Consider the following 26,078-nt stretch of genomic DNA (forward strand, 5'->3'; position numbering starts at 1 on the left):
TGGCGAAGATAGGTGGTGACCAGCTCGCGCTAATAACTCACACTCGGCGTATGGGTCCCGGCCTTCGCCGGGACGACGAGGTAGAGTCACCGCATCTCCGCCCGTATCATATCCGCCGCCTTCTCCCCGATCATGATGGTCGGCGCATTGGTATTGCCGCCGATCAGTGTCGGCATGATCGAGGCGTCCACGACGCGCAAGCCTGCCATGCCATGTACCTTCAATGCCGGATCGACCACGGCCATCGCGTCGGTACCCATCTTGCAGGTGCCGACGGGGTGATAGACGGTGTCGACGCGCGCGCGCAGGATGGCGCGGATGTCGTCGTCCGTTCTCACATCGGACGTGAACATGTCCTTCTTCTGCAACGCGCGCATCGCGGGCGTCTCCATCGGCCGTCGCGTGGTCTTGAAGCCCGCGACCATCGTCTCGAGATCCTCCGCCTCGCCCAGAAAGTTCGGATCGATCATCGGCGCTGCCAGCGGATCGGCGCTTTTCAGCCAGACGCTGCCACGGCTCTTCGGCCGCAACAGGCAGACATGGCATGAGAAGCCCGCCTCCTTGTGCTTCTTGCGGCCATGGTCGTCGAGCATCGCGACGATGAAGTGCAGCTGGATGTCGGGCACATCGAGGTCGGATCGGGTCTTCAGGAAGCCGCCACACTCGGCGAAATTGGTGGTCATCAGGCCGCGCCGCTCCCGGCGGTATCGCTGGATGGCGCGGAGCAGGGACGGCAGCCGGCCGAGTGATGAATGGACGAAGTGCGGATAGTCGGAGGCGTAGACGAACACGAAATCCGGATGATCCTGCAGATTGCGTCCGACGCCCGGCAAATGATGCACGACGCCGATCCCGTGCGCGGCAAGCGCCTCGCCGTCGCCGACGCCCGACAGCATCAATAGCTGCGGTGACTGGAAGGCGCCGGAGGCGAGGATCACCTCGCGGCGGGCGCGCAGCTGCTTTGTCTGCTTGCCCTGGACATATTCGATGCCGACCGCGCGCCCACCTTCGAACAGGATGCGCGTGGCATGCGCCTGGGTCTCGACACGCAGATTCGCGCGCTTGTCCATGTGGGGATGCAGATAGGCGCGCGCCGCGCTCCAGCGCTCGCCATTGTGCTGCGTCACCTGGTAGCTGCCGAGCCCTTCGTGGTCCTCCGCATTGAAGTCCTCGCGGATGCGAAACTGCGCCTCGCGGGCGGCCTGATGGAAGATTTCGTGGATCGGATTGTCCGCGCGCAGCCTGTTGACATGCAGCGGGCCGCCCTTGCCATGATACGCGCCGTCAAAATCAGCGTTGTTCTCCGACCGCTTGAAGTAGGGCAGCACGTCCGCGTACGACCAGCCGGCATTGCCGAGCGAGGCCCAGTGGTCGTAGTCCCATTTGTTGCCGCGGATATAGACCATGGCATTGATCGCCGAGGACCCGCCGAGCCCCTTGCCGCGCGGTTGATAGCCGATACGGCCGTTCAATCCCTTCTGCGGCACGGTATCGAAGCCCCAGTTCGCTGCCTTGTATGGCAAAGCGAGCCCGAACGGCGTGGTGATCCGCCAATTGTCGTTCCGTCCGCCGGCATCGATCAGCGCCACGGATGTCCCCGCATCCTCCGAAAGCCGCCCCGCAACCGCGCAGCCGCCGGAGCCCGCGCCCACGACGACGAAATCGAATGTGTCCGTCACTGATGTTTCCCCCTCTTGCATTTTTCTTCTCGTCATTGCGAGCAAAGCGAAGCAATCCAGACTGTCACCGCGGAGGGATTCTGGATTGCTTCGCTGCGCTCGCAATGACGGAATGCTGAGACCCTACGACATGAACCGCATCAACTTCTCCAGCCGCGCGATCTTGCCGCCGTAGGGCGGATAGAGGTCGGCGAGGCGGTTGAATTTCGAGCGATAGAACACCGGCTTCAACTTGCTGAATGTGCGAAAGCCCCATTCGCCGTGATAGGCGCCGGTGCCGGATGCGCCGACGCCGCCCATCGGCTGGTTGATTTGCGCGAAGTGGAACAGGCAGTCGTTGATGGTGACGCCGCCGGAGACGGTGCGCGCCAGCACCTCGTCGCGCGCATTGCTGTCCTTGCCGAACCAGTACAGCGCCAGCGGCCGGTCGCGTGCGTTGACGAAGGCGATGGCGTCGGCCGGTTCGCGATAACCAAGCACCGGCAGCACAGGACCGAAAATCTCCTCCTGCATGACCGCCATGTCTGCGGTTGCGCCCACGATCAGCGTCGGCGGGAATTTGCGGTGCGCCTTCCAGTTGGGATCGTCCGCCTTCGCCGGCTGCAGGATCTTGGCGCCGCGGCTTGCCGCATCTGAGACGAGAGTCTCCAGCCGCGCATAATGCCGGTCGGAGATCACGGAGGTGTAGTCCTTGTTGGCGGAATCGGTGCCGAACATGCGCCGCATCTGCGCGCGCACTTTTTCGGCGAAGGCCTGCAGCGCGCGCTCGGGCACCAGCACATAGTCGGGCGCGATGCAGGTCTGCCCGGCATTGAGCAGCTTGCCATAGGCGATGCGCTCGGCGGCCTCTTCGAGGTCGGCGGAGGCGTCGATGATGACAGGCGACTTGCCGCCGAGCTCGAGCGTGACGGGCGTCAGATTGCGCCCCGCGGCTTCAGCGACCAGTCGTCCCACCCGGGTCGAGCCGGTGAACACCAGATGATCGAACGGCAGCGATGCGAAGGCCTTTGCGATCTCGTCCTCGACGCCGGTGACCAGCAACTCCGCAGCGTCGAATTTTTGCGCGACCGTCTCCTTCAGCAGCGCCGAGAAATGCGGCACAAGCTCGCTCGGCTTGATGATGACGCGGTTGCCGGCGGCGAGCGCGCCGATGGCGGGCGCGAGCGTCAGCTGGAGCGGATAATTCCAGGGCGCGATGATGCCGACGACGCCGAGTGGCTGCGGCATCAGCCGGTTGCGGGCGGGCAGGAATTGCAGCGCCGTCGAAACGCGCTGCGGCGCCATCCAGCTCTTGAGGTGCTTGGTGGCATGACGGATCTCGGAGAACACCATCATGGTCTCGGCGATGGTAGTCTCGACTGCCGAGCGGTGGCCGAAATCGGCCGAGATCGCCTGCCGGAAGCGCTCCTCGTTGTCGGCGACGACAGTGCGCAGCCGCGTCAGCCGGTCGAGCCGCTCGGCAAGGCCAGGCGCCGGCTCCGCCCGCGACCGCGCGACCATGGCATGGAAGGCGTCTTCGAGGGCCCGAAGCGGGGCGCTCGTCGGGGGGCGGTTCAAGGGGCGGTCCGAGGGACGGTCCAAAGCGTGGTCCATGGCGTTCTCCCTCTTTAAGTGGCGTTTCCGCCTAGTTTTGTTGCCGCAAGCTGGCCCCTTGTGGGACTTCTGGCAAGGGCGGGCCAAAGAGGCCGCAAATTCGTCCACCGCGCTGTCATAAAGTCGAAAAAAACGTCCGCGCAGCCCTTTCCAAAGCCACCCCGGGTTGGTACATACCGCCCGCACCCAACGGGCTTTGCCCGGGGTTGCCTTCCAAGGAAGCCTTCGGGACGAACGAAGCAAGCCACGCGAACAGCGCCGGCCCTTCATTCACCGTCCCCGGCACTTTCACGAAGGCAAAGCAACGGTTAACGCGGGGTGGAGCAGCCCGGTAGCTCGTCAGGCTCATAACCTGAAGGTCATAGGTTCAAATCCTATCCCCGCAACCAAGTTCGGACCTTACCGGTCCCGATCCGAAAATGGCCCGCGTTGAGCGGGCCATTTTTGTTTCTGGTGTCCTCAAAACTCTTTGATCGCCTTCCCGTCCGCCCCGACCAGCATCGACGGCGCTTCCCCGAACACCAGGCCCTCGGGCTGAAACTTGATCGTCTTGCCGCCCTCGACGAACTCGGCAAAATTTCGTGGCGTCGCCGAGTGCACGCCGTTGGTGAGGAAATCGCCGATCTCGTAGCAGGTGTCGGGCTTGCCGCCGGAGCCTTCGCCCAAGAATTTCTGGAAATTCTGGCTCGTCACCTTGGCCTTCTTGCGGGCCGACCAGTTGGCGTAGCGGCGGTAGAGCTTTGGCAGCATCACCGGGCCCTTGTCGGTCGCGAGCACGCCGGTCTCGTTTGTCTTGGGCTCGCGCAGGTCGAAGTCGAAGGCGCCAATCGTCCTGGCGAGGTGCTTCCAGACTGGCAGCTTTTTCGCGCGCGCGGTCTTGGCGAGCGCGAGGAAGGCGCGGATCTCGTCATCATTCATCGAGGAGTAGAACGTCGGATAGGCAAAGCCCTGCTCGACCAGCCAATGGTTGACGTCGACCTTGTGGCCGCGGACCGTCACCTCGATGTCGCCGACCAGCCGTCCATACGTGTCGAACACCTCGTTCGGGGCATCGACATGCGTGAACACCCGGCAGGTGAGCGTCGGCTCGGCGCTACTGCCGAGAAAATCATGCAGCGCCTTGCTCGTCGTCGCGCCGAGAAACTGCCGGTAGGGATGCGTGAGCTCGTGATAGGCCTGTCGCCTGGCGTCGGTCAGCCCCGTCTTCTCCGCGGGCGAGAGCGGTGAGGGCTGGTAATGCAGCTCCGGCGCGTCAATGCCCTGGAGGCGAATGGTAAGCTTGCCATTCTTGATCGCCGCCGTGTTGGTGCGGCCCTTGACCTTGGCGTTGTCGAACACATGGGTCGGCTGGAACGGCGCGGTATCGTTCTTGCGAAAGCGGATCGCGTCCGGCGCGACATTCACCACGACCTTTGTGGTGTCGGCGTCCGACCGCCCCTCCGGCCAGAACTGGCCGACATCAATGGTGCCTTCGACCTCCAGCAGTCCAACGGGCATCGGCCGCTCCTCTCATGGTTCAGAAGGCAGCGAATCATCTTCGCACGACAAGCCCATGACGGACGATGCGACAGGCACGACACGCCGGAGGTTCTAACCCGCACGCTTGTAGCGCCCGGGCGGAGATGATCTTCTGAATGAAGCAGAATGTGTCCGAAGCTCAGGATCTGTGCGGGCAGACCATCGTCAGATTGAGCAGCGTCGGCTTGTCCGAACCCTTCTTGTAGTCCCACTCCAGCCGGATCTCGTGCCGGTGCGCGAAAGCGTCGCTGGCCTCGTGGGTGATGATCTTCGTCTTCATCGGAATCGGCGGCTCGGAATTGAAGCATTTCCGGACGCAGGCATCGAGCAGATCGCATCGTGTCAGCGGAATGACGCCCGGCTCATCTCTGGACAGGGGGACTGTGTTCGGCTGGGTGCTGAGGTCGACGCGGGCCCGGCCCTTTTCCTTGTGCCAGTACTTGGCGCTGCCCTGCGGCCAGTTTGATGCCGGGTTCAAAATCAGGTGGTACTGGCCGTATTCCAAGGTCGGCAGGTCGATGTCCTCGGACGCCTTGAGCTTCGCGACGCTCTTCTTCATGTTCGCCAAAGGATAGTAATTGCTATTCATCAAGTCTCGAAATGCCTTGCCGCTATATACCAGTCCGGCCATCGCCTCTTTCCTTCATATGTCTGTTTGTCAAAATCTCTGGTGCGGTGGCCGAAAATACGCGTCACGCTACGGCCGATCACGCTGTTTGTTGTGCGCAGTCAACGCTACCACTCAGGAATGTATTTCGTCCAGAGAGCCTCCATCCCGTAACGTCGCCTATGTCGCAAGCCCAATTGCCATGCACTTTCCTATAGGTATTGTTAGGTCGAACGCCTCGCGGGGGTTGGGGTGGGGCTGCCGAGGCAGTGGTTGAAGGCGCTGGAATGCATTGCTTCGCTTGTCAGTCGGCGATTGGTCCGGGCGACAGCTGGTGCTCCAAATGCGGAGCGGCGGTGCGCCAGCCCGTCGACCCCGACAGCGAACGACGCTTTGTGACGATTCTGCGCGCCGACGTCGTCGATTCCACAGGTCTTGTTGCCGAACTGGAGCCGGAGGCGGCGGTGTCGCGCCTCGAGCCTGCTCTTGCGGCGATGAGAGGCGCGGTGCGCCAGTTCGGCGGCATCGTCAGCAAGGAGTTGGGTGACGGGTTGGCCGCCGTCTTCGGCGCCCCGATCGCCGACGACAACCATGCGCCGCTGGCCTGCCACGCGGCCATCGAGCTGGTCCGGCGCGTTGGCAGTCTGGGCGATCCAGGACTTCAAGTCCGGGTCGGCCTGCACTCGGGTCATGTGGTGGCCTACATGGTCGCGAGCGAATTTTCCAAGGTCTACGAGATCGGCGGCGCAGCCCAGCACCTCGCGGCTCGGCTGGAGACGGCAGCCGAGGCGAACCAGATCTACGTCTCCGAAGCCTGCCAGGAGCTTGCGGACGGACACGTCCGCTTTGAATTCCTTGGCCGCAAGGCGCTCCGTGGTTTCGGCGAGCCCCTGCCTGTCTACCGGGTCATGGGGGCGAGTGATCTGTCGAGCTGGCGGGTCCGACGTGCGCGGAGCGTTTCCAGATTCGTCGACCGCACGACGGAGCGGGCGTTGTTGTGGCGCGCTGCGGATAGGGTTGCTGCCGGCCGGCAGACGGTTCTGCTGATGGGTGACGCCGGCATTGGCAAGTCTCGGCTTGCGCATGAATTCGCGCAGGATCTCCGGGCTGGCGGCTGGCGGCTGATCGATGTCGAGTGCAGTCCGAATCTCCAGGGTGCGCCGTACAGCGCGCTCAAGCGCCTGTTGCTCTCGATCCTTGATACAGCTGCGAGAGATCAGACCAGGACGGATGATCCGAGAGACGCGTTGCCGGTGGTGCAACAGCGGGCCGTCGACGCGATCCTGGATTTGCCGGTTTCCGATCCGCAATGGGATGAATTGGAGCCTCACGCGCGCGGTCGTGCGATTTCAGACGCAAGCTGTGCGATCGTCGAGAGCGTCGCCCGTCGTCAGCGTACGATCCTTTTGATTGAGGACCTGCACTGGATGGATCGGGCCAGCGATGCGGTCGTCGCGACCCTTTCGGGGCTACAATGCCCTGATCTGCTTGTGCTGCTGACGACGCGGCCCAATGGGATGCCGGTTTGGATCGCGAGCTGCCGCGCGGAAATCGTGGCGATGCGGCCTCTCGATGACGATTCAGGCTTGGCCATGCTCGCGGACATGCTTGGTCCCGCCACGACCAACGAAGACCTGAAGAACCGGATCATCTCTCATACGGCCAACGTTCCGCTGTTCATCGAGGAGGTCTGCCGCAGTCTGAAGGACAGCGGCATGCTTCTTGGCCAGTGGGGCGACCTTTCCCTTGCGCGTCCTGTGGACGAACTCGGCATCCCCAGCAGCATTCAGGGTGTGATCGCGGCGCGGCTGGATCGTGTGTCACGACAGGAACGGTCGCTTCTCCAGATCGCCGCGGCGCTTGGACCCCGGGCCGACCAGGCCACACTGCGAAGAGTAGCGGCCGTGCCGGAAGACGTCCTGCAGGATTGCGTTACCGCGCTCGACCGGGCCGAGCTGCTCGTCAGGATCGACAGTGAGTTGGAGGATTCGCTCGAATTCCGCCACGAGATGGTCAGGCAGGTGACCTACGATTCGATGGTCGAGAAGGTGCGGGAAAGCATCCATGCCAGCATTCTGGCGGCTCTCGAGACCGACGAGGCGTGGACCGACGGTCCGGATACGCTCTGCTATCACGCGGCCCGAGCGAAGGATTGGGGGAAGGCTTTTCAGCATGGCAGGAGCGCGGCTCGAAAATGTCTGGTGCGCTCGGCCTTTGCCGAAGCGGTCGATTATTTCGAGATCGCGATGGGTTCTCTCGACAAGACCCCAGTGACGCACGCGCGCGAAACGGACGCCATTGACCTGCGGATGGAGGCGCGGTTGGCCTTTGCCGGGTCGGGGCGTGTCGCCGAAGCCCTGGATTTGGGGAGCGAGGCCGAACGGCGAGCCGATGTGATTGGCGACATTGAACGCAAGGTCGCGGCCATGACCATGAGAGCGGGTGCCCAGAATTTCTATGGAACGCCGGTCGAAGCTGTCGCGATCGGAGAAGATGTGGTGCATCTGGCGGAAAATTCGGGCAATCCCGCCTGGCGCAATCTCGCGCAATACAGTCTCGGGCAGGCCTATTTTCTTTCCGGCCGCTACGATCGCGCCGAGAAGATGCTGGTTACCACCCGTGCCCATCTCTCGGGGCCGGCAGCAAGTGCCCCGATCGGCACGACCCCACGATCTTTGCTCCTGCTCTGCTGCATGATGAACAGCATCACCCACACCGTGATGGGTGAGCTCGATCTCGCCGAGCAGCTCCAGCAACAGGCTGCCGCGATCGCGGAGGAGACGGGTCGCCCCTACGACCGCGTCGCCGCGGCCTATAGCGGCGGCTGGCTGATGCTCGGCCGCGGCGAGCCGGCGGCGGCCGCGGCCATTCTCGAGGACGGTTTCGTCCTGGCGCAGAAGCACGGCATCCGGTTGTTCGTGCCGGTGCTCGCCTGCCACCTCGGGATGGCCTATCTGGAGCAGGGGCTGTTCGACCGGGCGCGCGGCATGCTGACGGAGGCGCGTGAGGAGGCGAAGGCGGTCGGCTATACCTCGGCGGTGCTGCGCAGCTCGATCTATTTGGCGCTCGCCACCCACCGTCTCGGCGACGTCCAGGCCGCGCAGAACATGCTGCGCGAGGCGCGCAACACGGCGCGGCAACAGGGGTTCTCCGGCCTGGAGGCGGAGGCCCTGTTCGGCGAGGCCGTGGTGACGCCGCCGTCGGATGCGGAGGTCAAGGCAGCCATCCTTGGGGCCTTGCGCGCGACCATCGCGATCGCCGCCGAGAGTGGCGCGCTGCCGCTGCAGCACAAGGCCGCGGCGATGCTCAACGAGATGCAGGCGACGGGCGACGAGCTAAGCTGACGGCAGCGGCGGCCGGGCCGCCATCGCGGCCGAAATCTGCCCAACGCGTCGAATAAATCCAGTAGGCTTTGCAAAGACTTAGCTACTGTGCATGGGGTTGTTTTTGGCGTTTTTTGAAGAGGCCCCCATGGTGCAGCGCGAATGACGGCACCCTTGTGCGGCCCGCTCCGATGACTATGCCCTTGCACGCGCAGCAAGGTCGGCTACCGTCGGCCCTGGCCGCACGGCCAGGTGACTTTTGATTTCAATTTTTTAGCATCCGATTTTTCGGCGCCGCGACGGCGCGACGCCCACCGAACGAGGCGGGGCCATGATCACACGGGACCAGTCAGCGCTGCTCGCGCCGGTCGACCGCGACCTGCGGCTCGATCTCTTCCGCGGCATCGGTCTGTGGATGATCTTCCTCGACCACATCCCGCACGACGTCGTGGCCTGGCTGACCTTGCGCAATTACGGCTTCAGCGACGCCGCCGAATTCTTCGTCTTCATCTCCGGTTATCTGGTCGGCTGGATCTACGGGCCGATCGTCGCGGGCGGCTGGTTCGTCGCCGCGCTGAAGCGGCTGTGGCGGCGCGCGGTCGAGATGTATGTCGCCCACATCATGCTGTTCCTGCTGTTCACGGCGCAGATCGCCCGCACCGCGCGCCGCTTCGACAATCCGATGTACGAGCACGAGTTCAACGTGTTCAATTTCCTGTCGCATCCGGACGAGCTGATCGGGCAGGCGATCCTGCTGAAGTACAAGCCGGTCAATCTCGACGTGCTGCCGCTCTACATCACGCTGGTGTTCGCCTCGCCTTTCATCGTGTGGTGCCTGGTGCGGCGGCCGAACCTGACGCTCGCCGGCTCCGTGGTGCTCTACGTGCTGGCGCGCTGGTTCAACTGGAACATCGCCTCCTATCCGCCGGGCACGACCTGGTACTTCAATCCGTTCTGCTGGCAGCTGATGTTCGTGTTCGCGGCCTGGTGCGGCATCGGCCAGATCGACAAGATCGCGAGATGGGTGTGGTCAAAGGCGGCGATGGCGCTGGCCGCGGCCTGGCTCGCCTTCGCGCTCCTGATCGTGATGACCTGGCACGTCCCTGCGCTCGAAGCCCTGATCCCGAAGTGGATGATCAAGGCGATCTACCCGATCGACAAGACCGACCTCGACATGCTGCGCTTCACGCATTTCCTGGCGCTGGCGATCTGGGTGACTCACCTCATCTCGCGCAAATGGCGGACCCTGCACGGGGCCTGGCTGCGCCCTGTGATCCTCTGCGGTCAGCATTCGCTGCCGATCTTCTGCCTCGGCGTCTTCCTGTCGTTCTCGGCGCACTGGATCCTGACGCAATACACCAGGGGCGTCTGGGAGCAGCTCGCGGTCTCCGTCGTCGGCATCGTCATCATGATCGCAGCCGCGTGGCTGCTCGACCGGGCCGAACGGGTGCCCAACCTGTTCGTGAAGGTGACGGAGATCGAGGAGGCCGACACCGTCCTGGAAAGTGCGCCTGCGGACAGGTCTGCCGTGGCGCCCGCGGGTCACTGACTATCGCCGGCCTGCATTCGCGGAGAGATCCAACGGAGAGGTTCATGCCCAGACTTGTGTTGACGATCGCCGGCGCCCTCCTGCTCCTGATCTCTGGTGCATCGGCGCAAGCGCCGCCGGCGGAGGCGATGAGCGCGGCGCGCAAGCTCGTGGTCACCTTGAAGATCGCGGACCAGTATCGCGCGCTGTTGCCGCAGCTCCTGCTCAAGCTGAGGCCCGTGGTCGCGCAGGACAGGCCGGAAATCGAGCGCGACTATGACGCGGTGACGGCACCCGGCTCCGAGATTTACACTCCAGCCCTCACTTCGATGATCGACCAGGTCGCCGCTCTCTATGCCCAGAGCTTCAGCATCGATGAGCTGCGCCAGATCGAGACTTTCTATGCCCAGCCGGCCGGGAAGAAGCTTCTGGAGAAGTCGGATGCGCTGGCGCAGGCAAGCGCGCGGATCAGCCAAGACGTCAGCCAGAAGACGGCCGACGAGTTGAAGCAGCGCCTCATCGAGGCGCTGCGCCAGAAAGGGCACAAGCTCTGAGCTCAACTCTTGCGTAATGGCGCCGCGCTCGCTGGCTGATTTGACGTGGCCGGTCGCCCCGACTACGCTTTTGCGAAGACAAGAAGCGCGTGAATGCCATGGCCTGACTGGGTTCAGGCTGGCAATTCACGCAAAGAGAAAATTCAGGGGAACGGAAATGACCCGCGACATCGCAGCCACCATCTCGAAGGCCCGCGAGCATTCCATCGGCGACATCCTGCGGCGCGCGGCGGGCCGCGATCCGGGCAAGCTCGCGGTGAGCTGCGGCAATGTAAGCTGGACATTTGCCGAAATGGACGCGATCTGCAATCGGCTGGGCCGCGGCCTGCTTGGCCTCGGCGTGAAAAAGGGTGACCGCCTCGCCGTGCTCTCGCGCAATTCGCACGCCTTTGCGGCGCTCCGGTTCGCATTGGCCCGGATCGGCGCGGTGCTGGTGCCGATCAACTTCATGCTCAATCCGGACGAGATCAACTTCATCCTGAAGAGTTCTGGTGCAAAGCTGCTCGCGGCCGGCCCTGATTTCGTCGAGCCCGCGCGCGCGGCCAGCGCCAGGGATTGCGCGGTCGAGAAGATGATCTGGCTGCCGGGTGAGGATGCCGCCACGGCGCCGGCGGGCCTCACCACCTTCGACGATCTTCTCAGCGCCGATGGCTCGTACCTGGAGTCGTCGGTCGACAGCCGCGATCTCGCGCAGATCGTCTACACCAGCGGCACGGAGTCGCTGCCCAAGGGCGCGATGCTGACCCATGAAGCGGTGATGTGGCAGTATGTCAGCTGCATCATCGATGGCGGCATGAGCGTGGACGACAAATTCCTGCACGCGCTTCCGCTCTATCATTGCGCGCAGCTCGATGTATTCCTGGGGCCGCAAATCTATCTCGGCGCCTCCGGCGTGATCACGGGCAAGCCTGCGGCCGACAACATTCTGTCATTGATCCAGACGCACAAGATCACGTCGTTCTTCGCGCCGCCGACGATCTGGATCGCGATGCTCCGCTCGCCCAATTTCGACAAGACGGATTTGTCGACCTTGCAGAAGGGTTATTACGGCGCCTCGATCATGCCGGTGGAGGTGCTGCTCGAGCTCCAGCGCCGCCTGCCCAATGTGAAGTTTTGGAATTTCTACGGCCAGACCGAGATCGCGCCGCTCGCGACTGTGCTCGGACCCGCGGACCAGCTGCGCAAGGCCGGCTCGGCGGGCAAGCCGGTGCTCAATGTCGAGACCCGCGTGGTCAACACTTCGATGGAGGATGTGAAGGTCGGAGAGGTGGGCGAGATCGTGCACCGCTCGCCGCATCTTCTCTCCGGCTATTATAACGATCCTGTCAAGACGGCGGCTGCGTTCTCCGGCGGCTGGTTTCACTCCGGCGATCTCGCCACCGTCGATGAAGAGGGTCACATCACCGTGGTCGATCGCGTCAAGGACATGATCAAGACCGGTGGCGAGAACGTCGCGAGCCGCGAGGTCGAGGAGATGGTCTACCGCATCCCTGCAGTGTCGGAAGTTGCTGTGGTAGGCCTGCCCGATCCGCGCTGGATCGAGGCGGTGACTGCCATCGTCGTGGTCAAGAGCGGCGAGAAGCTCGACGAGGACACGGTCATCAAGCATTGCGCCGGCCAGATGGCGCATTTCAAGGTGCCCAAGCGAGTCATCTTCGTCGATGCCCTGCCCAAGAACCCGAGCGGCAAGCTGCTCAAGCGCGAGCTGCGCCAACGCTTCGTCGGTGGCGAAACGCTCGACAAGGCGATCCAGAAGAATTTTGGGACCTGATGCATTCCTCTTCTCGCTCTCCCGCAAGAACGGGGAGAGCGAGAAGGAAGCCTCAATACTTCTTCACGTGGGCGCCGAACGCGAACCACAGCGCCATGGACGCGAGGCCAAAACCGCCGAGCAGCAGGAAGGTCGGGCCGTAGCCGATCCATTGCGCGATCCAGCCGCCAAGCGCGGGACTGAGGCTCGCGCCGATGCCCTGCACGGTGATCACGGCACCCTGGCCGAGATTGATGCGGCCGGTGCCGTTGAGCGAGCGCGCGACCATGCCGGGGACGGCAACCGTCTGGAGGCCCGTACCGAGGCCGTCGAGCACCTGCATCGGTACGACGCCCCACCATCCCGTGACGAAGAATGCGAGCACGCCGCGGATGGGCAGGAACATGAAGGAGACGAGGATGATAGGCCAGTAGTTGCGCTTGGTCGCCGCCTTCATTGCGATCAGCGACGTGATGACCATGACGCCTTGTGCGATAACTACGGTGGTCGCGACGAAGCTCGGGCCGTTGGCCTGGCCTTCGGCGACCGCCGCCAGGCCATAGAGCGGCACGATGGCGGCATTGCCGAGATGAAACACCGCGAGCGCCAGTGCCAGCACCAGCAGCGCGCGGTGCTTGAGCAGCATCGTGAACGCGTCCGGCGCGCTGTCCGGATCGTCCTCCTTGCTGCCGCGCGCGGCGCGATCGTCGATGGCCTTGGCTGGGATCATCATCACGCAGGCGATCGCGATGGCGCCGAATATTGCCGCGAGCACGAACACCGAGACGTAGCCGAACTTGTAACCGAGATAGCCCGACAGCGCGGCGCCGACCATGTTGCCGGCATGGTTGAACGCCTGGTTGCGGCCGTTGAGCGCGTTGAAGCCCTTCTGCTTGGCGATGCCGAGCGTGATGCCAGTTACCGCCGGCACGATCGCGGCGCTCGCCAGCGATTGTGCGACCTGCGAGAACGTCACCGCCCAGAAATTCTGCGAGATCAGGATGATCGCGGACGCGAGCACTACGCAGATGCCGGGAATGACGACCCACATGCGCTTGTTGCGCGTGGCGTCGATGAAGCCGCCGATCGGCGTCGTGACCAGCATGCCCGCGACATTGCCGATCGTCATGGCGGTGCCGATCAGCCCGGTCGCCCAGCCGCGCTCCTGGAGGAAGACGCCGACGAAAGGGCCGATGCCCGACTGCATGTCGGCCATGAAGAAGTTGAGAGCGAACAGGGGCCAGATACGAGACGAGGAGGGGGACCGCGATGTCATCGATACCAAAACGGGGTCTCAGCCGGAATACGGCGGGTGGGACATGATCCTTTCAGCCAATCGTTCTGGCGCGGACGAGAGTTTAACGAACGCTGATCGGGTTGGTTCCAGGCCTTGCCGGGGCGGCGGGCCCCATCATCCGTCATGAACGCCGGCCGCAGGCGGGCTTCCAGCCATATCGTTCTTCATATGCAATCGCCCTGCTCACATCTGGGAGGACATGGTCATGACGTTGTCGTCGGGCTTCGTTGCGCGTCTTGCTGTCGCGGTCCTCTCGATTGGATTGCTGCTGTGCGGCTTCAGCGGCACGGCGAAAGCGCAACCGACCCACCACTCGCGGCTGCGGCGGCCGTCAGCCGGACGCAGCCGCATCATGATGGATCGTGACATGCGCAACGACATCCTCGTGGCTCTCGCAGCGACCGCATTGGCGAACGTCGTGACAACCCTGAACGCGACGTCCATCGTCCGCGACCACCGCCACTAGACGTCTTTGCGACCGGGCCGAACCAAGTCGGTTCGGCTCCGCTTCGCGGATCGGCTGCGCGTGGGGCCTATGTCCATTCCCGATTGTGAGGCTTGAGAACGAGCCACGCCCGCGCTCTCATGCTATTGCTGCCTCGCAACGATGCGAGGACACCCATGCTCCCCCTTCCCGCCGATATCTTCACCGAACCCGAGGACGTCTCGCCCGACGGCCTTGCCAATCTCGGCCCGCTCCGCCCTCTGGCCGGCGTCTGGCAGGCCGACAAGGGGATCGACATCAATCCGAAGGCGGAGGGGCCGGAGCGGCGGACCTTCATCGAGCGCATCCGGATGGATCCGATCGATCCCCAGGCCAACGGGCCGCAGCTGCTCTATGGGCTGCGCTATCACATCCACATCAACACGCCCGAGGAAGACATCACCTTCCACGACCAGGTCGGCTACTGGTTGTGGGAGCCCAAGACCGGGCTGATCATGCAGACGCTGGCGATCCCGCGCGGGCAGGTGCTGCTGGCGTCGGGCAAGGCCGGGCCGGACGACAAAGAGATCTCCGTCACCGCAAAGCGCGGCGACACCGCTTACGGGATCTGCTCGACTGATTTTCTGGAACAAGCGTTCCGCACCGATGCTTACCGCTGCGACATCACCTTCAACGACGAGGGCAGTTGGACCTATCTGATCCAGACCGAGTTGTTCGTGCGCGGCGCGCCGTTCAACCACCGCGACACCAACACGCTCAAACTCGTCGCGCCGCCAAAGCTCAATCCCCTCGCGGTGATCGTGAACGATCGCGCCAAGGGAAATGAGAAGGGCAGTGAGCCGGCAGCCTGAGCGCGGCCTGGAGATGCGCATGAAGCCTTACGTCATCTGTCTGATGCATTCGAGTCTGGACGGCCGCACGCATCCGAGCCGCTGGCGCCCGCAGGGGGCAGGGACGGACTGGTTCGAGAAGATCCATGACGAGCTCGGCGGCGATGCCTGGGTGATCGGCCGCGTCACCGGCTCGGAGTTCGCCAAGGGCAAGCCTTATCCCACGGTAGACGCGAAATTTCCGCGCGAAAACTGGTTCGCGCGACGCGACGCGAAAACCTATGGCGTCGTGCTCGATGCGCAGGGCAAGATCGGCTGGGGCCGCTCCGATATCGGCGGCGATCAGATCGTCGTCGTGCTGACCGAGAGCGTCTCCGATTCGCATCTCGCCGGGCTCCGCGGCGAGGGGGTATCCTATATCTTTGCCGGCAAGTCCGAGATCCATCTCGCGCTGACGGTGGACATTCTCAACCGCGAGCTCGGCGTGAAGCGCCTGCTGGTGGAGGGCGGTGGCGTTGCCAACGGCGCGTTCCTGCGCGCCGGCCTGATCGACGAGTTCAACCTGATCCTCAGTCCCGCGATCGACGGCGCCAAGGGCGCGCCCTTCGTGTTCGATTCCACGGACGCTGACGGGGATCGGCGTGCACCGCTGACCGCGATGACGCTGGAGAGCACGCGGGATCTCGGCGGCGGCGTCCTGCTGCTGCGCTATCTGATCCGGAACGATCCGCGGGCCGTGGGCAAGTAACAGCACCGAGATGTCCGCAACATCAGAGCATATCGTCATCGTCGGTGCCGGCGCGGCCGGCCTGATGGCGGCGCGCGAGCTGGCGCGCGCCGGGAGGACAGTGACGATTCTGGAGGCGCGCGAGCGCTGCGGCGGCCGCATCCACCCGCTGCCTGCTTCGGAGTTCGGCTACCCCGCTGATGGCGGCGCCGAATTCGTCCACGGCGAGGCGCCGGTCACGCGCGCGTTGCTGCGTGAGGCCGGGATGGTTCTTCAAGAGATCGAAGGCGAGCGGTGGAGCTTTGATGGCGCTGACATCATGCGCGAGGATCGTCACGATCCGCATGAGGCTGAGCTGCACGCCGTGGTTCGGGAATTGAACGACGACCTCACCGTCGCCGAATTCCTGCGCCGGCATTTTGCCGGGGATCAGCATGCGCGGCTGCGCCATTCGATCGAGCGAATGGTCGAGGGCTACGATGCGGCCGACCCCGAGCGCGCCTCCACGCTGGCGCTGCGCGAGGAATGGATGGCTGGCGGGCACTCACCCCAGGCGCGGGTCCAGGGCGGCTATGGAGCCATGATCGACTTCCTGACGGCCCAGTGCCGCAAGCTTGGCGTGATTTTTCGCTTCGGCTGCGTGGTGTCGGCGATCGAGGAGGAGGGCGGCGCGATCGCCGTTCGCTGTGTCGGCGGCGACGTGCATGGCTGTGATCGCGTGATCCTCACTGTTCCGTTGCCGTTGCTGCGCGAGATCGGGCTGCCGGGCCGCGCGCGCGCCAAGGCGGCGGCGGCCGACGACATCGGCTTCGGTAACGTGATCAAGATCCTGCTGCGCTTCAGGCGGCCATGGTGGCGCGAACGCAAGGAAGAGCTCGCGGACATGAGCTTCCTTTTGTCCGACCAGCTCATCCCGGTGTGGTGGACGCAATACCCGGACCGGCATCTCGTGCTTACCGGATGGTTCGGCGGCCCGCGCACGGCAGCGCTGGCGCACCTCGACCCGCAAGCGCTGATCGATGCGGGGCTCGATTCGCTTGCTGCTGTCTTCGCCCTGTCGCGCGAGGACCTCGCGCGCGGGCTCACTGCGGCCGCTGCGACAAACTGGGCGCACGATCCCTACGCGCGCGGCGCCTATTCCTGGGCGACGCCGCGAACACGCGAGGCGCAAACGATCCTAGCTCGCGGCGATGGACCGGTGCTGTTCTCCGGCGAGGCGCTTTATCGCGGAGCCGACATGGGCACGGTCGAGGCCGCGCTGGCGAGCGGTCAGCAGGCGGCGGAGATGATCTTGCGGGGATAGGCTGACGAGCAAAAAGGCCCGCATTTCGCGGGCCTTTCGTGTTGCTGCCTTTCGTCTTACCAGCGGCTGCCGCCGAAGCCGAACGTCACGCTGGGACCGCCGCCGCCGTAATATCCGTACGGTCCGCCGCCGTAATAGCCGTGGTGCCGAGGATAATAGCCGTAGCTCCGGTAGTGCGGACGATGAAATCCGTGATGGTGGTGAGGACGCCAGTGATGGCGATGGCCGTGATGGTGGTGCCTGTGCTGCGCGCTGATATCGGTTGACTGGGCGGCTGGCGCGTTCTGTTTCGCGCTTGAATAATTGGCCGCGTTCGCCGCCGATCCTCCGGCAAGCGCCGCAGCACCGACGGCTATCGCGACAATGAGATACTTCATGTCATCACTCCAGTTGAATGTCGTGTGACAACACATGGTCGTCAGGTGCGTTCCGGCCAGTGCGGGCGTCGAAACGACGCAGTTTCATGGGCCTCCGATTCGCGCGGCTGCGTGCATCTCGTGGGATTTATTGTCGCATCACGGGCGTCGATCGCAACGCTGCCATCACTCTGCCGCGAATGACGCAATCACGTCATCGGTGGTGACGATGCGCGCGAATTCGCCGTTCAGGTTCGACAGCGTCATCGCATGGATCTCCTCGGCAGAATGCCTGTCGCCATCCGGCCCGACCTGTTCGAACGTCCAGGTCGCGTCGCGCACCAGCTGTGTGTCGAAGCCGAGATTGCCGGCCATCCGCGTCGTCGTCTCGACGCAATGATTGGTGGTGGCGCCGCAGATGACGAGCGTGCCGATGTTGCCGGCGCGCAGGCGCTTTTCCAGATCGGTGCCGATGAAGGCGCTGTTGACGCGCTTGACGATCACGATCTCGCCCGGCCGCTCGCGCGCCTCGTCCTTGACGGCATAGCCGGAGCTCTTAGGCAGAAATGAGGAGGACGGCTTGGTGCCCTCATGACGAATGTGGAACATCGGCGCGCCGCTCGTTCGGAAGGCCGTCAGGAGATCGGCAATACGCGCCACCGCCTCCGGATTGTTGCGCTGCTTGCCCGCCGCCTCCCATTCGTCGAACGCATGCTGGACGTCGACGACGATGAGGGCGGGAAGGGCGAGGGACATGAGGGGCGGCTTTCAGACTTACCTGCAGATTTGCTTACTGCGCCGACTATGCGAGGCGATAGTGACAACACGCAATGCCAATCTTCCCTCGTTTCGCGACGCCTCGTGCCCCGGACGCAGCGCAGCGTCTCTTCGACGGTGCGCTGCAGAGCCGGGGCCCATGTCTCCAGCGGGATCTTGTGCGGCATGGGGTCCCTGCTCTGGGTCCCTGCTCTGCGCAGCACGCCGAGAGCATTGCAGCGCGTCCGGGACACGAGAGTCGCGCTGCCGGGGTTGATCAGTCGATCGCTCAACTCAACGTGATCCTCATGCGCGTTGCGCTTGATCCAGCGCAACTCAGGCCAGTGTCTCCCCATGCAATGTCGCCGCGAAAATTCGAAATTGCAGATCGAGGCAGGACATGAAGGCGTATTTCATCGGTGGCGGCATTGGATCGCTCGCGGGCGCGGCGTTCCTCGTTCGTGACGCGCAGCTGCCGGGGCGGGACATCGTGATCTACGAGGCGCAGCCGCTGGTCGGCGGCAGCCTCGACGGCGCGCTGCTCGCGAACGGCGCTTATTCGCTGCGCGGCGGGCGCATGCTCATCACCGATCACTACGAATGCACCTGGGACCTGCTATCGAGCATTCCCTCGCTCGAACATCCCGGCCTCAGCGGTGGTGCTGTATCACCAGCCGCATTTCGCCGGACAGCCGAAGAACGTGCAGGTGTTCTGGGGCTATGCGCTGCATCCCGACCGCGTCGGCAATTTCGTGGCCAAGCCGATGTCCGATTGCGGCGGCGCCGACCTCCTGAAGGAGCTTTGCGGTCAACTGAATTTCGACCCTGGCGTGTTCGAGGATGCGATCTGCGTTCCCTGCCGCATGCCCTACATCACCAGCATGTTCATGCCGCGCACCGTGACCGACCGGCCGCTGCCGGTGCCGAGGAAATCCGTCAATCTCGCCTTCGTCAGCCAGTTCGTCGAAATCCCCGATGACGTCGTGTTCACCGTCGAATATTCGGTGCGCGCGGCCCAGATGGCGGTCTATCAGTTGATGAAGATTGATCGCCCGGTGCCGCCGGTGACGCGGCACGACAAATCGCTCGCGGTGATCTTCGCGACGCTGGAAAAGGCGTTCACGTGACGGGTGGAGCTACTCGAACGGATCCTGGATCGACGGCGCCGACTGATGGCTGACGTCTTCCGGCAGAAGGCCCCGACTCACGATCGCGCCACAGCCAGTGGCAGGCTGATATGAAAGACGGCGCCTCCTGTCGGGACGTTCTCGGCCCAGATGCGCCCGCCATGTGCCTCGATGATGGTGCGCGTGATCGAGAGGCCGATGCCCATCCCCTGCGTCTTGGTTGTGAAAAACGGCTTGAAGATTTCGGTTATCTTTTCTGTGCGGATGCCGTCGCCGGCATCTGCGATCGAGATCATGGCCTGATTGTTCGCAAGGCTGGTTCGACCGACGATGCGTCGCCGATCCTCCGGCAGATCGGTCACCGCTTCGATGGCATTCATGACCAGATTCAGAATAGCCTGCTGGAGCTGCCCTTTGTCGGCAGTTACGCGGATATCCGAGGACGATCGATCCGTCGCGAGCGCAACGTCGTAGGTCAGGGCCTGTACGGAAAGGAATCGAAACACCTCGCCGACCGTCGCGTTGAGATCGAGTTCGCGCCGCTCTGTGCGGGCCTTCTTCAGAAATGAGCGCACCTGAACGACGATCTCGTTGGCGCGCATATCGTCTCGGCGAATGTCACCCAGTATGTCCTTGATCACGCCGAGGTCAGGTGCCGGTGTCTGCAGCACCTGCTCGGCGGTCTCAGCATTGATCAGAATGGCGGCGAGCGGCTGGCTCAGCTCATGCGCGATCGTGGCAGACATCTCGCCCGCGGTCGCAAGGCGATTCATGTGGGCTAGCTCCGACATGCGTTGGCGTGCCTCGATCTCCGCCAGGAATCGCAGTCTGCGCTCGCGCAGGAGGATGGCGATCATCGTCGTCTGCACCAGCAACGCGCCGACACTGATCATGACGCGCCAGTAATACTGCTCCCAGAAGCTTGGTTCTCGGAAACGCACCTCGCTGCCCGGAGGCAGATGGGCTTCGTCCACATTCCAGAGCTTGAGCTGCCGCCAGTCGAAGATCGGCTTCACGTTGTCCCCGGCAACGGGCGGGATGCTCGACGGCGATTCGCCGCCGAGAATACGCATTGCCAATTGGCCGGCTTCCTGTCCGATGGTTTCGGGCAGCAGCAGGAAGCCGCCAACTCCCGTCCGCCCGAGAAATGTATCGGAGGTGATGATGATCGGGCGGTTCGCGCGCTCGGCGACACGCGCAAGCGCCGCGGCCGGCAAATAGTGGGTGCCTTCGCCGTCGGAATACATCGCCGAGGTCAGAATTGCAGAGCCGGGGGGCAAGGAGCCGACCCGTTCGCGCACCTCCCGCAGCACCATGCCGGACAGATCGATAATCTTGAGATCCGGCATCGTGGCCGCGAATTCCTGTTTCCAGTGGCCATATATCAGCGGATTTTTCCATGCATCGCCAACGAGGACGACACCGGTCAAGTCGGGAACGACCGCGCGTGCCGCAGTCAGTATCTGCGCCGGAGACACCTTGGCAAAGATTGCGGTCGTGCCGGGCAGGAACAGTGCGCGCGTCTCGGGCAGATCGGGCACGAAGCCGTAAACCACGGGTGCGGCGGGCCAGATGTCGTGCTTGCGCCCCTGAAGGAATCTCGCCGACGCGACGCCGATCGAGACGATGACGTCAATCGACCGGTGCGCGTATTTGGTCTTGAGATGACCGACCAGGCTCTCCTCGTAGTCCGGTCCCGGGAAACGGGCGAGATCCAGGCTTTCGCCGTAGATCACGGTATGGATCTGTCCATTTTCCTTCGCCGCGGTGCGGATACCGGCAAAAATCTCCGAATAGAACGGCGAACGAAAGTCGGCGTCTTCCAGCACCAGGATCGAGCGCTGCCCCGGACCGTCGGCTGCAGGGCAATCATGTGCCAGGGTTGCGAACAGGCAGACGATCAGGAGCCGCTTGATCGCTATGACCATCCGCATTGCTGGACTCTGTGCCTGCCTGTGTCTGCAACGGGCGCCTCCTCAATGAGGACGCATCCGAGCATACCTGCCGGTTCCGAAGTTTCAACGAAAGGATTTGATCCGGCTGAGCCGCGCAGGCGGCAGTTCGCCTCGCCCGCCTCCAGAGCGAAGAAGGGTCGCTACTTGAACGGATCCTGGATCGACGGCGCCGACTGCCTGATACGACGCACGCTCACGGGCGTGCCGTCGGAAACGAACAGCAGTTCGTAGCTGCGGCCCTCGCTGTCGGTGGCAGAGCAGGTGACGTCAGTCACCTTCTTGGCGGCGAAATTGCCGGTCCGGCGGCAGAGGCCGGTGGAGGTCTGCTCGGCCGGCACCGGCAGGCCGTCGACCTTGGGGCGGTCCTTGGAATTGAGCAGCATGCGGTCGATCGGCAGCTCGTAGGAATTGTCGTCGGCGCGCTTGCCGTTCTCGCCGGAGAACGACACGACGTGATTGTCATCGGCGGGATCGTCGACCGCGACCGCGAAATTGACCCGGCCCTTGTCACCATGGGCGTAGGCGACCGTCTTGCAGGCGAAGGTACGCCCGGCGACCTTCAGCGTCTTGCAGTGGCCGGACATTAGCGCCAGCAGGTCGACGTAAGCGTTTGGGGCCTGAGGGTTGTTGACGGGAATCGACAAGGAAGACTCGGCAAAACAAGGGCTTGCCAAGGCCATGAGGGCGGCGGTGAAGACTGGTCGGCAGAGGCGCATCGGAAGGCTCACATGCCAGGGAACCCCGGAAAAGTTCCGTCCGATAACCAGCGAACCGCAAATTGGTTGCGATCCCGTTTGTTCTGCCGAATCCGTCTGAAATACCACCGCGCCACCCCCAACGGCGATTCGTCCATATCGCCCAACCTATTCCCGACCGGCAATTGCCGCCCGGCCGGTGTTTTTTTCGTGGCGGAGCTAGCCCATCGTCGCCCGCCAGCGCGTATCGCGCAGGGAGGGACGGCGGTGCAGGCGCGCGTCGAGCAGCGCGCGGGCGCGCCGCAGGTCGCCGCCCCGCATGAGGGCAACGACAAAAGTGTCCTCGATCAACTCGCGCTGGGCGTGGCTGCCGCCGACGCGCACGACCTCACCGAGAACCGGCGCGAGCAGTTGCACGCATGCCGCGTAATCCTCGTCCGCAAAGGCTGCCAGCGCGCGGCAGACCGCGGGCACCACGGGACCGGCCGGAAGCTTGCCATCGGCGAGCCGCTGCTCGATCGCGGCAAGACGTGTGGCGAGTGCCTCGCGATTTTGCGTCGCTGCCGCGAACAGCGCCATGTGGATATCGGCGAAGGGCAGGCTCGATTTCGGAAACAGCTTTTGCGCGGTGGCATCGCCTTCGACCCAGAGCGCTCTCGGCACGGCGTGGCCGTAAGCCGAAAGGCGCCAGAGCAGTGACGCGCTGTCGGTGACGGCATTCAGCGGCGGCGCCGGTGTCGCCTTCGGCTGCAGCACATCGGCATAGATCGCGAGCGCCCGCGCGGCATCGCCATGCTCCAGTGCGCCGAGCGCCTGATGCCAGCAGATGTGGCCGTGCAAGATGCCGGCGCGGTCGTAACTGGGGATCCAGTCGTCGACGAGCCGGTCAGCCGCTTCGATCGAACCGTCCTCGAACATCGCATGCAGCACGGCGTGCGCGGCATGGGCATTCTGCCGGCGCAGGTCGAAGCCGCGCTCGGTGACGCCGCGGCCGCGACCGACATTGCCGTTCTCGGTCATTGCCCAGCCGTACATGGTGAGGAACCACCAATCCTCGCCATAGTGATGCGCGACGCGCTCGCACAGCTCCTGCCGCGCGCGATCGTGATCGGCCATGCCGGAGAACGCGAACAGGCCGAACGCGCCGAGCGGCAGCGACAGCACTAATGCATCGCGCGGCCACGCCTGGACGTGCTTCATCGTCGCCGCGATTGCCTCGGGCAGCCGGCCCTCGATTGCGAGCGCCAGAGTCTCGACATGCGAACGCTCGCGTTCCGTGCCGCGTGTCACCACGAGCTCGCGCGCGAGGGCCGCCTTCTGCCGTGCCAGATCGCCTTGCTGATAGAAGCCATGCAGGCGGGCGCGGGCGATATGGGCCAGCGCAAAATCCGGATCGGCCGCAATCGCGCGCTCCAGCATCTCCGCCGTGCCGGTCCAGCCCGAGAGCATGAGGTCAACGCCCTCGCGATAAGCGGATGCCGCCTCGGGCGAAGAGGTAGTGATCGGTAGGCCGTAGCGATCTTCGAGGGCCATTCGTGTCTCCGTCTCAAGCCGTCCGCGCGCGACGTCCTTCGATCGGATAGGCCGGGTCGTTGTAGCCCGGCGTCGACGGATGACCCGGCACGACCAGTCTGTCGATCAGCGCCTCGTCCTCCGCAGTGAAGCGATAGTCGAGCGCGCCGGTGTAGCCGTCCCATTGCTCCTCGGTGCGCGGGCCGGCAACGATCGAGGAGACAAAGGCGGAGTTCAGCACCCAGGCGACCGCGAACTGGCCGGCGGTGATGCCCTTTTTCTCGGCGTGAGCCTTGATCTCCTGCGCCAGTTGGAGCGATTCCGGCCGCCATTCGGTCTGCATCATGCGGGTGTCGTTACGGCCTGCGCGCGACTCCTTATCAGGAGCTGCGTCGGGCTTGTATTTGCCCGTCAGCACGCCGCGCGCCAGCGGGCTATAGGGCACGATGCCGAGGCCGTAATAGGAGCAGGCCGGAAAGTGCTCGACCTCGGGCATGCGGTTCATGGCGTTGTAATAGGGCTGGCTCACCGCGGGCCGGTCGATGCCGAGCCGGTCGCAGATGTTGCAGATTTCGGCGACACGCCAGGCGCGGTAGTTGGAGACGCCGAAATAGCGCACCTTGCCGGCGCGGATCAGATCGCCCATCGCGCGCACCGTCTCCTCCAGCGGAGTCGTGTGGTCTTCCTTGTGCAAATAATAGATGTCGATGTGATCGGTGCCGAGCCGCTTGAGGCTCTCATCCGCTGCCTGCAATACCCAGCGCCGCGACAGGCCAACACGGTTGGGATCGGTGCCCATCGGGTTCGCAAGTTTGGTGGCGAGCACCCAGGCGTGACGGTTGTTGCCGATCGCGCGTCCCACGACCTCTTCGGATGCGCCCTTCGAATAGGCATCCGCGGTGTCGATGAAATTGATCCCGGCCTCATGCGCCTTCGCGATGATCCGCTTCGATGCCGCCTCATCGGTCGGCCCGCCGAACATCATGGTGCCCAGACAGATCGGCGATACTTTCAGGCCGCTGCGGCCGAGCTGGCGATATTGCATAGGGCGCGTCCTTGCTGCTTCTTGTGGCATCAGCATAGCGGCCCAGTGCTGTCATTGCGAGCGCAGCGAAGCAATCCAGAAATGCGTATACGGAAAGATTCTGGATTGCTTCGCTGCGCTCGCAATGACGAGCTTGGGAGCACGTCGCTCGTCAACGTCGACCTGGACAAGCGGAGCGCCGATCCAGGACCCATTACCCCGAGAGGAGATTTGACGAAGATTCGCGGTGAGCTGCTCGCGGCACGACGTCTCCCTGGGGTAATGGGTCCTGGCTTTCGCCAGGACGACAGTGGACCCTACCCCGGCCCCTTCAAAATCTTGAACACACCATTGGCCATCACCACGCAACGGCCGTCCACGCTGACCTCCGTGCTCATGAAGATCAGGCTGCGCGTCGCGCGCACCACGCGCGGGCGGGAGATCAGGATATCGCCGATCTGGCCGGCTTCGACGAAATGGGTGTCGAGCTGCACCGTTGCCATGAACTCTTTGCCGGAGACGTAGCGGGCGGTCATGCCGCAGGTACGGTCCGCGAACGTCATCATCACGCCGCCCTGGACCATGCCGCGTCGATTGTGATGCTTGTCTTCTGTCGCCAGCGCGAATTCGTGTTGGCCGTCGACCTTGCGCTCCCACAGAGGGCCGATCAGATGCATGAAGCCCGTGGTCTCCAGGATGGTCCAGCCGTCTGCTTTCAGCCGTGCGGCTGTCTTATTGGTCATGTCGTCCATTCCTGAAAGGGTCTTGCGAACTCATTTCATCGGGGCCGGACGTGGTGTAGTCAAGCATCATGAGACCGTTCGACGATGCCACACGGCGGAATATCGCGGCTGCCTGCGCGGCCTTCACGCGACTGCCGGAGGACGAGCAGCCGGCGGCGTTGAAGCGTGCTGCGGTGGTGATTGCGCTGACCGCGGCCAGCGAGGGCGATGACACGGCGTTGCTGCTCACGTTGCGCGCATCGCATCTGCGCGCCCATCGTGGTCAATGGGCTCTGCCCGGCGGACGCTGCGATGCCGGCGAGACGCCGGTCGAGGCGGCGCTGCGCGAACTCGACGAGGAGCTTGGCCTGCGCCTCACCGGCGCGGAGGTGCTCGGCACGCTCGACGATTATCCGACCCGCTCCGGCTATCTGATCACGCCGGTCGTGGTTTGGGCCGCTGATAGTGCCGCGATCAAACCAAACCCGGACGAGGTCGCGTCCGTCCATCGCATCGCGCTTGGGGCGGTCGAGCGCGAAGATGCGTTCGATTTCGTCGCGATCCCCGAGAGCACGCGCCGTGTGATCCGCTTCCATCATCAGTCGAGCTTGATCCACGCACCGACGGCGGCCCTGATCTACCAGTTCCGCGAAGTGGTGGCAGGACGGCACACCCGCGTCACCGAGCTGGAGCAGCCGGTGTTCGCCTGGAAATGATGCAAGGGGCGAAAAAGAGGTAAACGGCGTGTTAACGTGACGGTTACCGGATGCCTGCTAA

Annotated in this window: 22 protein-coding genes, 1 tRNA gene and 1 pseudogene; 12 read left to right on the forward strand and 12 right to left on the reverse strand. The window is 64.0% G+C overall.

The window, feature by feature from the left end; all coding sequences use genetic code 11:
- Positions 1-86: 86 nt before the first annotated feature.
- A complete protein-coding gene (locus AC0L3P_RS33000; RefSeq protein WP_473308433.1) occupies positions 87-1,679 on the reverse strand; it encodes a GMC family oxidoreductase in 1,593 nt (530 codons plus the stop codon).
- 123 nt (positions 1,680-1,802) lie between these two features.
- Complete coding sequence (locus AC0L3P_RS33005; RefSeq protein ID WP_473308436.1) at positions 1,803-3,272, reverse strand: coniferyl aldehyde dehydrogenase; 1,470 nt, start codon at positions 3,270-3,272, stop codon at positions 1,803-1,805.
- A gap of 312 nt (positions 3,273-3,584) precedes the next feature.
- On the opposite strand from AC0L3P_RS33005, the gene AC0L3P_RS33010 reads away from it, so the two are divergent.
- Positions 3,585-3,661 (forward strand) — tRNA-Met (locus AC0L3P_RS33010).
- 70 nt (positions 3,662-3,731) lie between these two features.
- Here the strand turns inward: AC0L3P_RS33010 and AC0L3P_RS33015 are convergent.
- Together AC0L3P_RS33015 and AC0L3P_RS33020 are read right to left on the reverse strand one after the other, a co-directional pair.
- Complete coding sequence (locus AC0L3P_RS33015) at positions 3,732-4,769, reverse strand: thermonuclease family protein (protein ID WP_275170834.1); 1,038 nt, start codon at positions 4,767-4,769, stop codon at positions 3,732-3,734.
- A gap of 160 nt (positions 4,770-4,929) precedes the next feature.
- Positions 4,930-5,421, reverse strand: coding sequence for a hypothetical protein (locus tag AC0L3P_RS33020; RefSeq protein WP_473308440.1), 492 nt, complete (start codon positions 5,419-5,421; stop codon positions 4,930-4,932).
- 263 nt (positions 5,422-5,684) lie between these two features.
- Between AC0L3P_RS33020 and AC0L3P_RS33025 the strand changes: the two genes are divergently transcribed.
- From AC0L3P_RS33025 to AC0L3P_RS33040, 4 genes are all read left to right on the forward strand, one after another.
- The gene (locus AC0L3P_RS33025) at positions 5,685-8,741 is read left to right on the forward strand and encodes an ATP-binding protein (protein WP_473308442.1); all 3,057 of its coding nucleotides are present in this window, start codon (positions 5,685-5,687) and stop codon (positions 8,739-8,741) included.
- 310 nt (positions 8,742-9,051) lie between these two features.
- Positions 9,052-10,269 (forward strand): OpgC domain-containing protein, encoded by a 1,218-nt coding sequence (locus AC0L3P_RS33030; RefSeq protein ID WP_473308444.1) that lies wholly within the window; start codon positions 9,052-9,054, stop codon positions 10,267-10,269.
- A gap of 44 nt (positions 10,270-10,313) precedes the next feature.
- On the forward strand, positions 10,314-10,802 hold the full coding sequence (locus AC0L3P_RS33035) for a DUF2059 domain-containing protein (protein ID WP_473308446.1): 489 nt from the start codon (positions 10,314-10,316) through the stop codon (positions 10,800-10,802).
- A gap of 157 nt (positions 10,803-10,959) precedes the next feature.
- Positions 10,960-12,573 carry an acyl-CoA synthetase gene (locus tag AC0L3P_RS33040; protein ID WP_473308450.1) on the forward strand — a complete coding sequence of 538 codons (1,614 nt, stop codon included), beginning with the start codon at positions 10,960-10,962 and terminating at the stop codon, positions 12,571-12,573.
- 52 nt (positions 12,574-12,625) lie between these two features.
- Here the strand turns inward: AC0L3P_RS33040 and AC0L3P_RS33045 are convergent, their stop codons facing one another.
- Positions 12,626-13,828 carry an MFS transporter gene (locus AC0L3P_RS33045; protein WP_473308453.1) on the reverse strand — a complete coding sequence of 401 codons (1,203 nt, stop codon included), beginning with the start codon at positions 13,826-13,828 and terminating at the stop codon, positions 12,626-12,628.
- Positions 13,829-14,054: 226 nt separating this feature from the next.
- Between AC0L3P_RS33045 and AC0L3P_RS33050 the strand changes: the two genes are divergently transcribed.
- The 4 genes from AC0L3P_RS33050 to AC0L3P_RS33065 all read left to right on the forward strand — a co-directional run bounded on the left by AC0L3P_RS33050 (position 14,055) and on the right by AC0L3P_RS33065 (position 17,154).
- Positions 14,055-14,315 carry a hypothetical protein gene (locus AC0L3P_RS33050; RefSeq protein ID WP_354060995.1) on the forward strand — a complete coding sequence of 87 codons (261 nt, stop codon included), beginning with the start codon at positions 14,055-14,057 and terminating at the stop codon, positions 14,313-14,315.
- Between the two features lie 155 nt (positions 14,316-14,470).
- Positions 14,471-15,145 carry an FABP family protein gene (locus AC0L3P_RS33055; protein ID WP_354060997.1) on the forward strand — a complete coding sequence of 225 codons (675 nt, stop codon included), beginning with the start codon at positions 14,471-14,473 and terminating at the stop codon, positions 15,143-15,145.
- Between the two features lie 19 nt (positions 15,146-15,164).
- Positions 15,165-15,872 carry a RibD family protein gene (locus AC0L3P_RS33060; RefSeq protein ID WP_473308460.1) on the forward strand — a complete coding sequence of 236 codons (708 nt, stop codon included), beginning with the start codon at positions 15,165-15,167 and terminating at the stop codon, positions 15,870-15,872.
- A gap of 10 nt (positions 15,873-15,882) precedes the next feature.
- Entirely contained in the window at positions 15,883-17,154 is a 1,272-nt protein-coding gene (locus AC0L3P_RS33065) for a flavin monoamine oxidase family protein (protein WP_473308464.1), read from the forward strand.
- A gap of 56 nt (positions 17,155-17,210) precedes the next feature.
- Here the strand turns inward: AC0L3P_RS33065 and AC0L3P_RS33070 are convergent, their stop codons facing one another.
- Both AC0L3P_RS33070 and AC0L3P_RS33075 read right to left on the reverse strand, forming a co-directional pair.
- Positions 17,211-17,531, reverse strand: coding sequence for a hypothetical protein (locus tag AC0L3P_RS33070; RefSeq protein WP_354061003.1), 321 nt, complete (start codon positions 17,529-17,531; stop codon positions 17,211-17,213).
- A gap of 165 nt (positions 17,532-17,696) precedes the next feature.
- The gene (locus tag AC0L3P_RS33075; protein ID WP_473308469.1) at positions 17,697-18,266 is read right to left on the reverse strand and encodes a cysteine hydrolase family protein; all 570 of its coding nucleotides are present in this window, start codon (positions 18,264-18,266) and stop codon (positions 17,697-17,699) included.
- A 400-nt stretch (positions 18,267-18,666) separates the two neighbouring features.
- Here AC0L3P_RS33075 and AC0L3P_RS33080 point away from each other — a divergent pair.
- Positions 18,667-18,832, forward strand: a pseudogene (locus tag AC0L3P_RS33080) (oleate hydratase); the annotation flags it as partial.
- A 90-nt stretch (positions 18,833-18,922) separates the two neighbouring features.
- Positions 18,923-19,393 (forward strand): oleate hydratase, encoded by a 471-nt coding sequence (locus tag AC0L3P_RS33085; RefSeq protein ID WP_473308472.1) that lies wholly within the window; start codon positions 18,923-18,925, stop codon positions 19,391-19,393.
- Positions 19,394-19,470: 77 nt separating this feature from the next.
- On the opposite strand, the gene AC0L3P_RS33090 is transcribed toward AC0L3P_RS33085, so the two are convergent.
- From AC0L3P_RS33090 to AC0L3P_RS33110, 5 genes are all read right to left on the reverse strand, one after another.
- Positions 19,471-20,934 carry an ATP-binding protein gene (locus AC0L3P_RS33090; protein ID WP_473308477.1) on the reverse strand — a complete coding sequence of 488 codons (1,464 nt, stop codon included), beginning with the start codon at positions 20,932-20,934 and terminating at the stop codon, positions 19,471-19,473.
- A gap of 554 nt (positions 20,935-21,488) precedes the next feature.
- Entirely contained in the window at positions 21,489-22,064 is a 576-nt protein-coding gene (locus AC0L3P_RS33095; RefSeq protein WP_473308482.1) for a hypothetical protein, read from the reverse strand.
- A gap of 198 nt (positions 22,065-22,262) precedes the next feature.
- A complete protein-coding gene (locus AC0L3P_RS33100) occupies positions 22,263-23,576 on the reverse strand; it encodes a tetratricopeptide repeat protein (RefSeq protein ID WP_473308485.1) in 1,314 nt (437 codons plus the stop codon).
- Between the two features lie 13 nt (positions 23,577-23,589).
- A complete protein-coding gene (locus AC0L3P_RS33105; RefSeq protein ID WP_354255913.1) occupies positions 23,590-24,600 on the reverse strand; it encodes an aldo/keto reductase in 1,011 nt (336 codons plus the stop codon).
- A gap of 296 nt (positions 24,601-24,896) precedes the next feature.
- Positions 24,897-25,322, reverse strand: coding sequence for a PaaI family thioesterase (locus tag AC0L3P_RS33110; protein WP_275170853.1), 426 nt, complete (start codon positions 25,320-25,322; stop codon positions 24,897-24,899).
- Between the two features lie 65 nt (positions 25,323-25,387).
- Here AC0L3P_RS33110 and AC0L3P_RS33115 point away from each other — a divergent pair, with 65 nt between their 5' ends.
- The gene (locus tag AC0L3P_RS33115; protein ID WP_473308528.1) at positions 25,388-26,017 is read left to right on the forward strand and encodes an NUDIX hydrolase; all 630 of its coding nucleotides are present in this window, start codon (positions 25,388-25,390) and stop codon (positions 26,015-26,017) included.
- Positions 26,018-26,078: the final 61 nt, after the last annotated feature.

Source organism: Bradyrhizobium sp. WSM4874 (assembly GCF_055811835.1).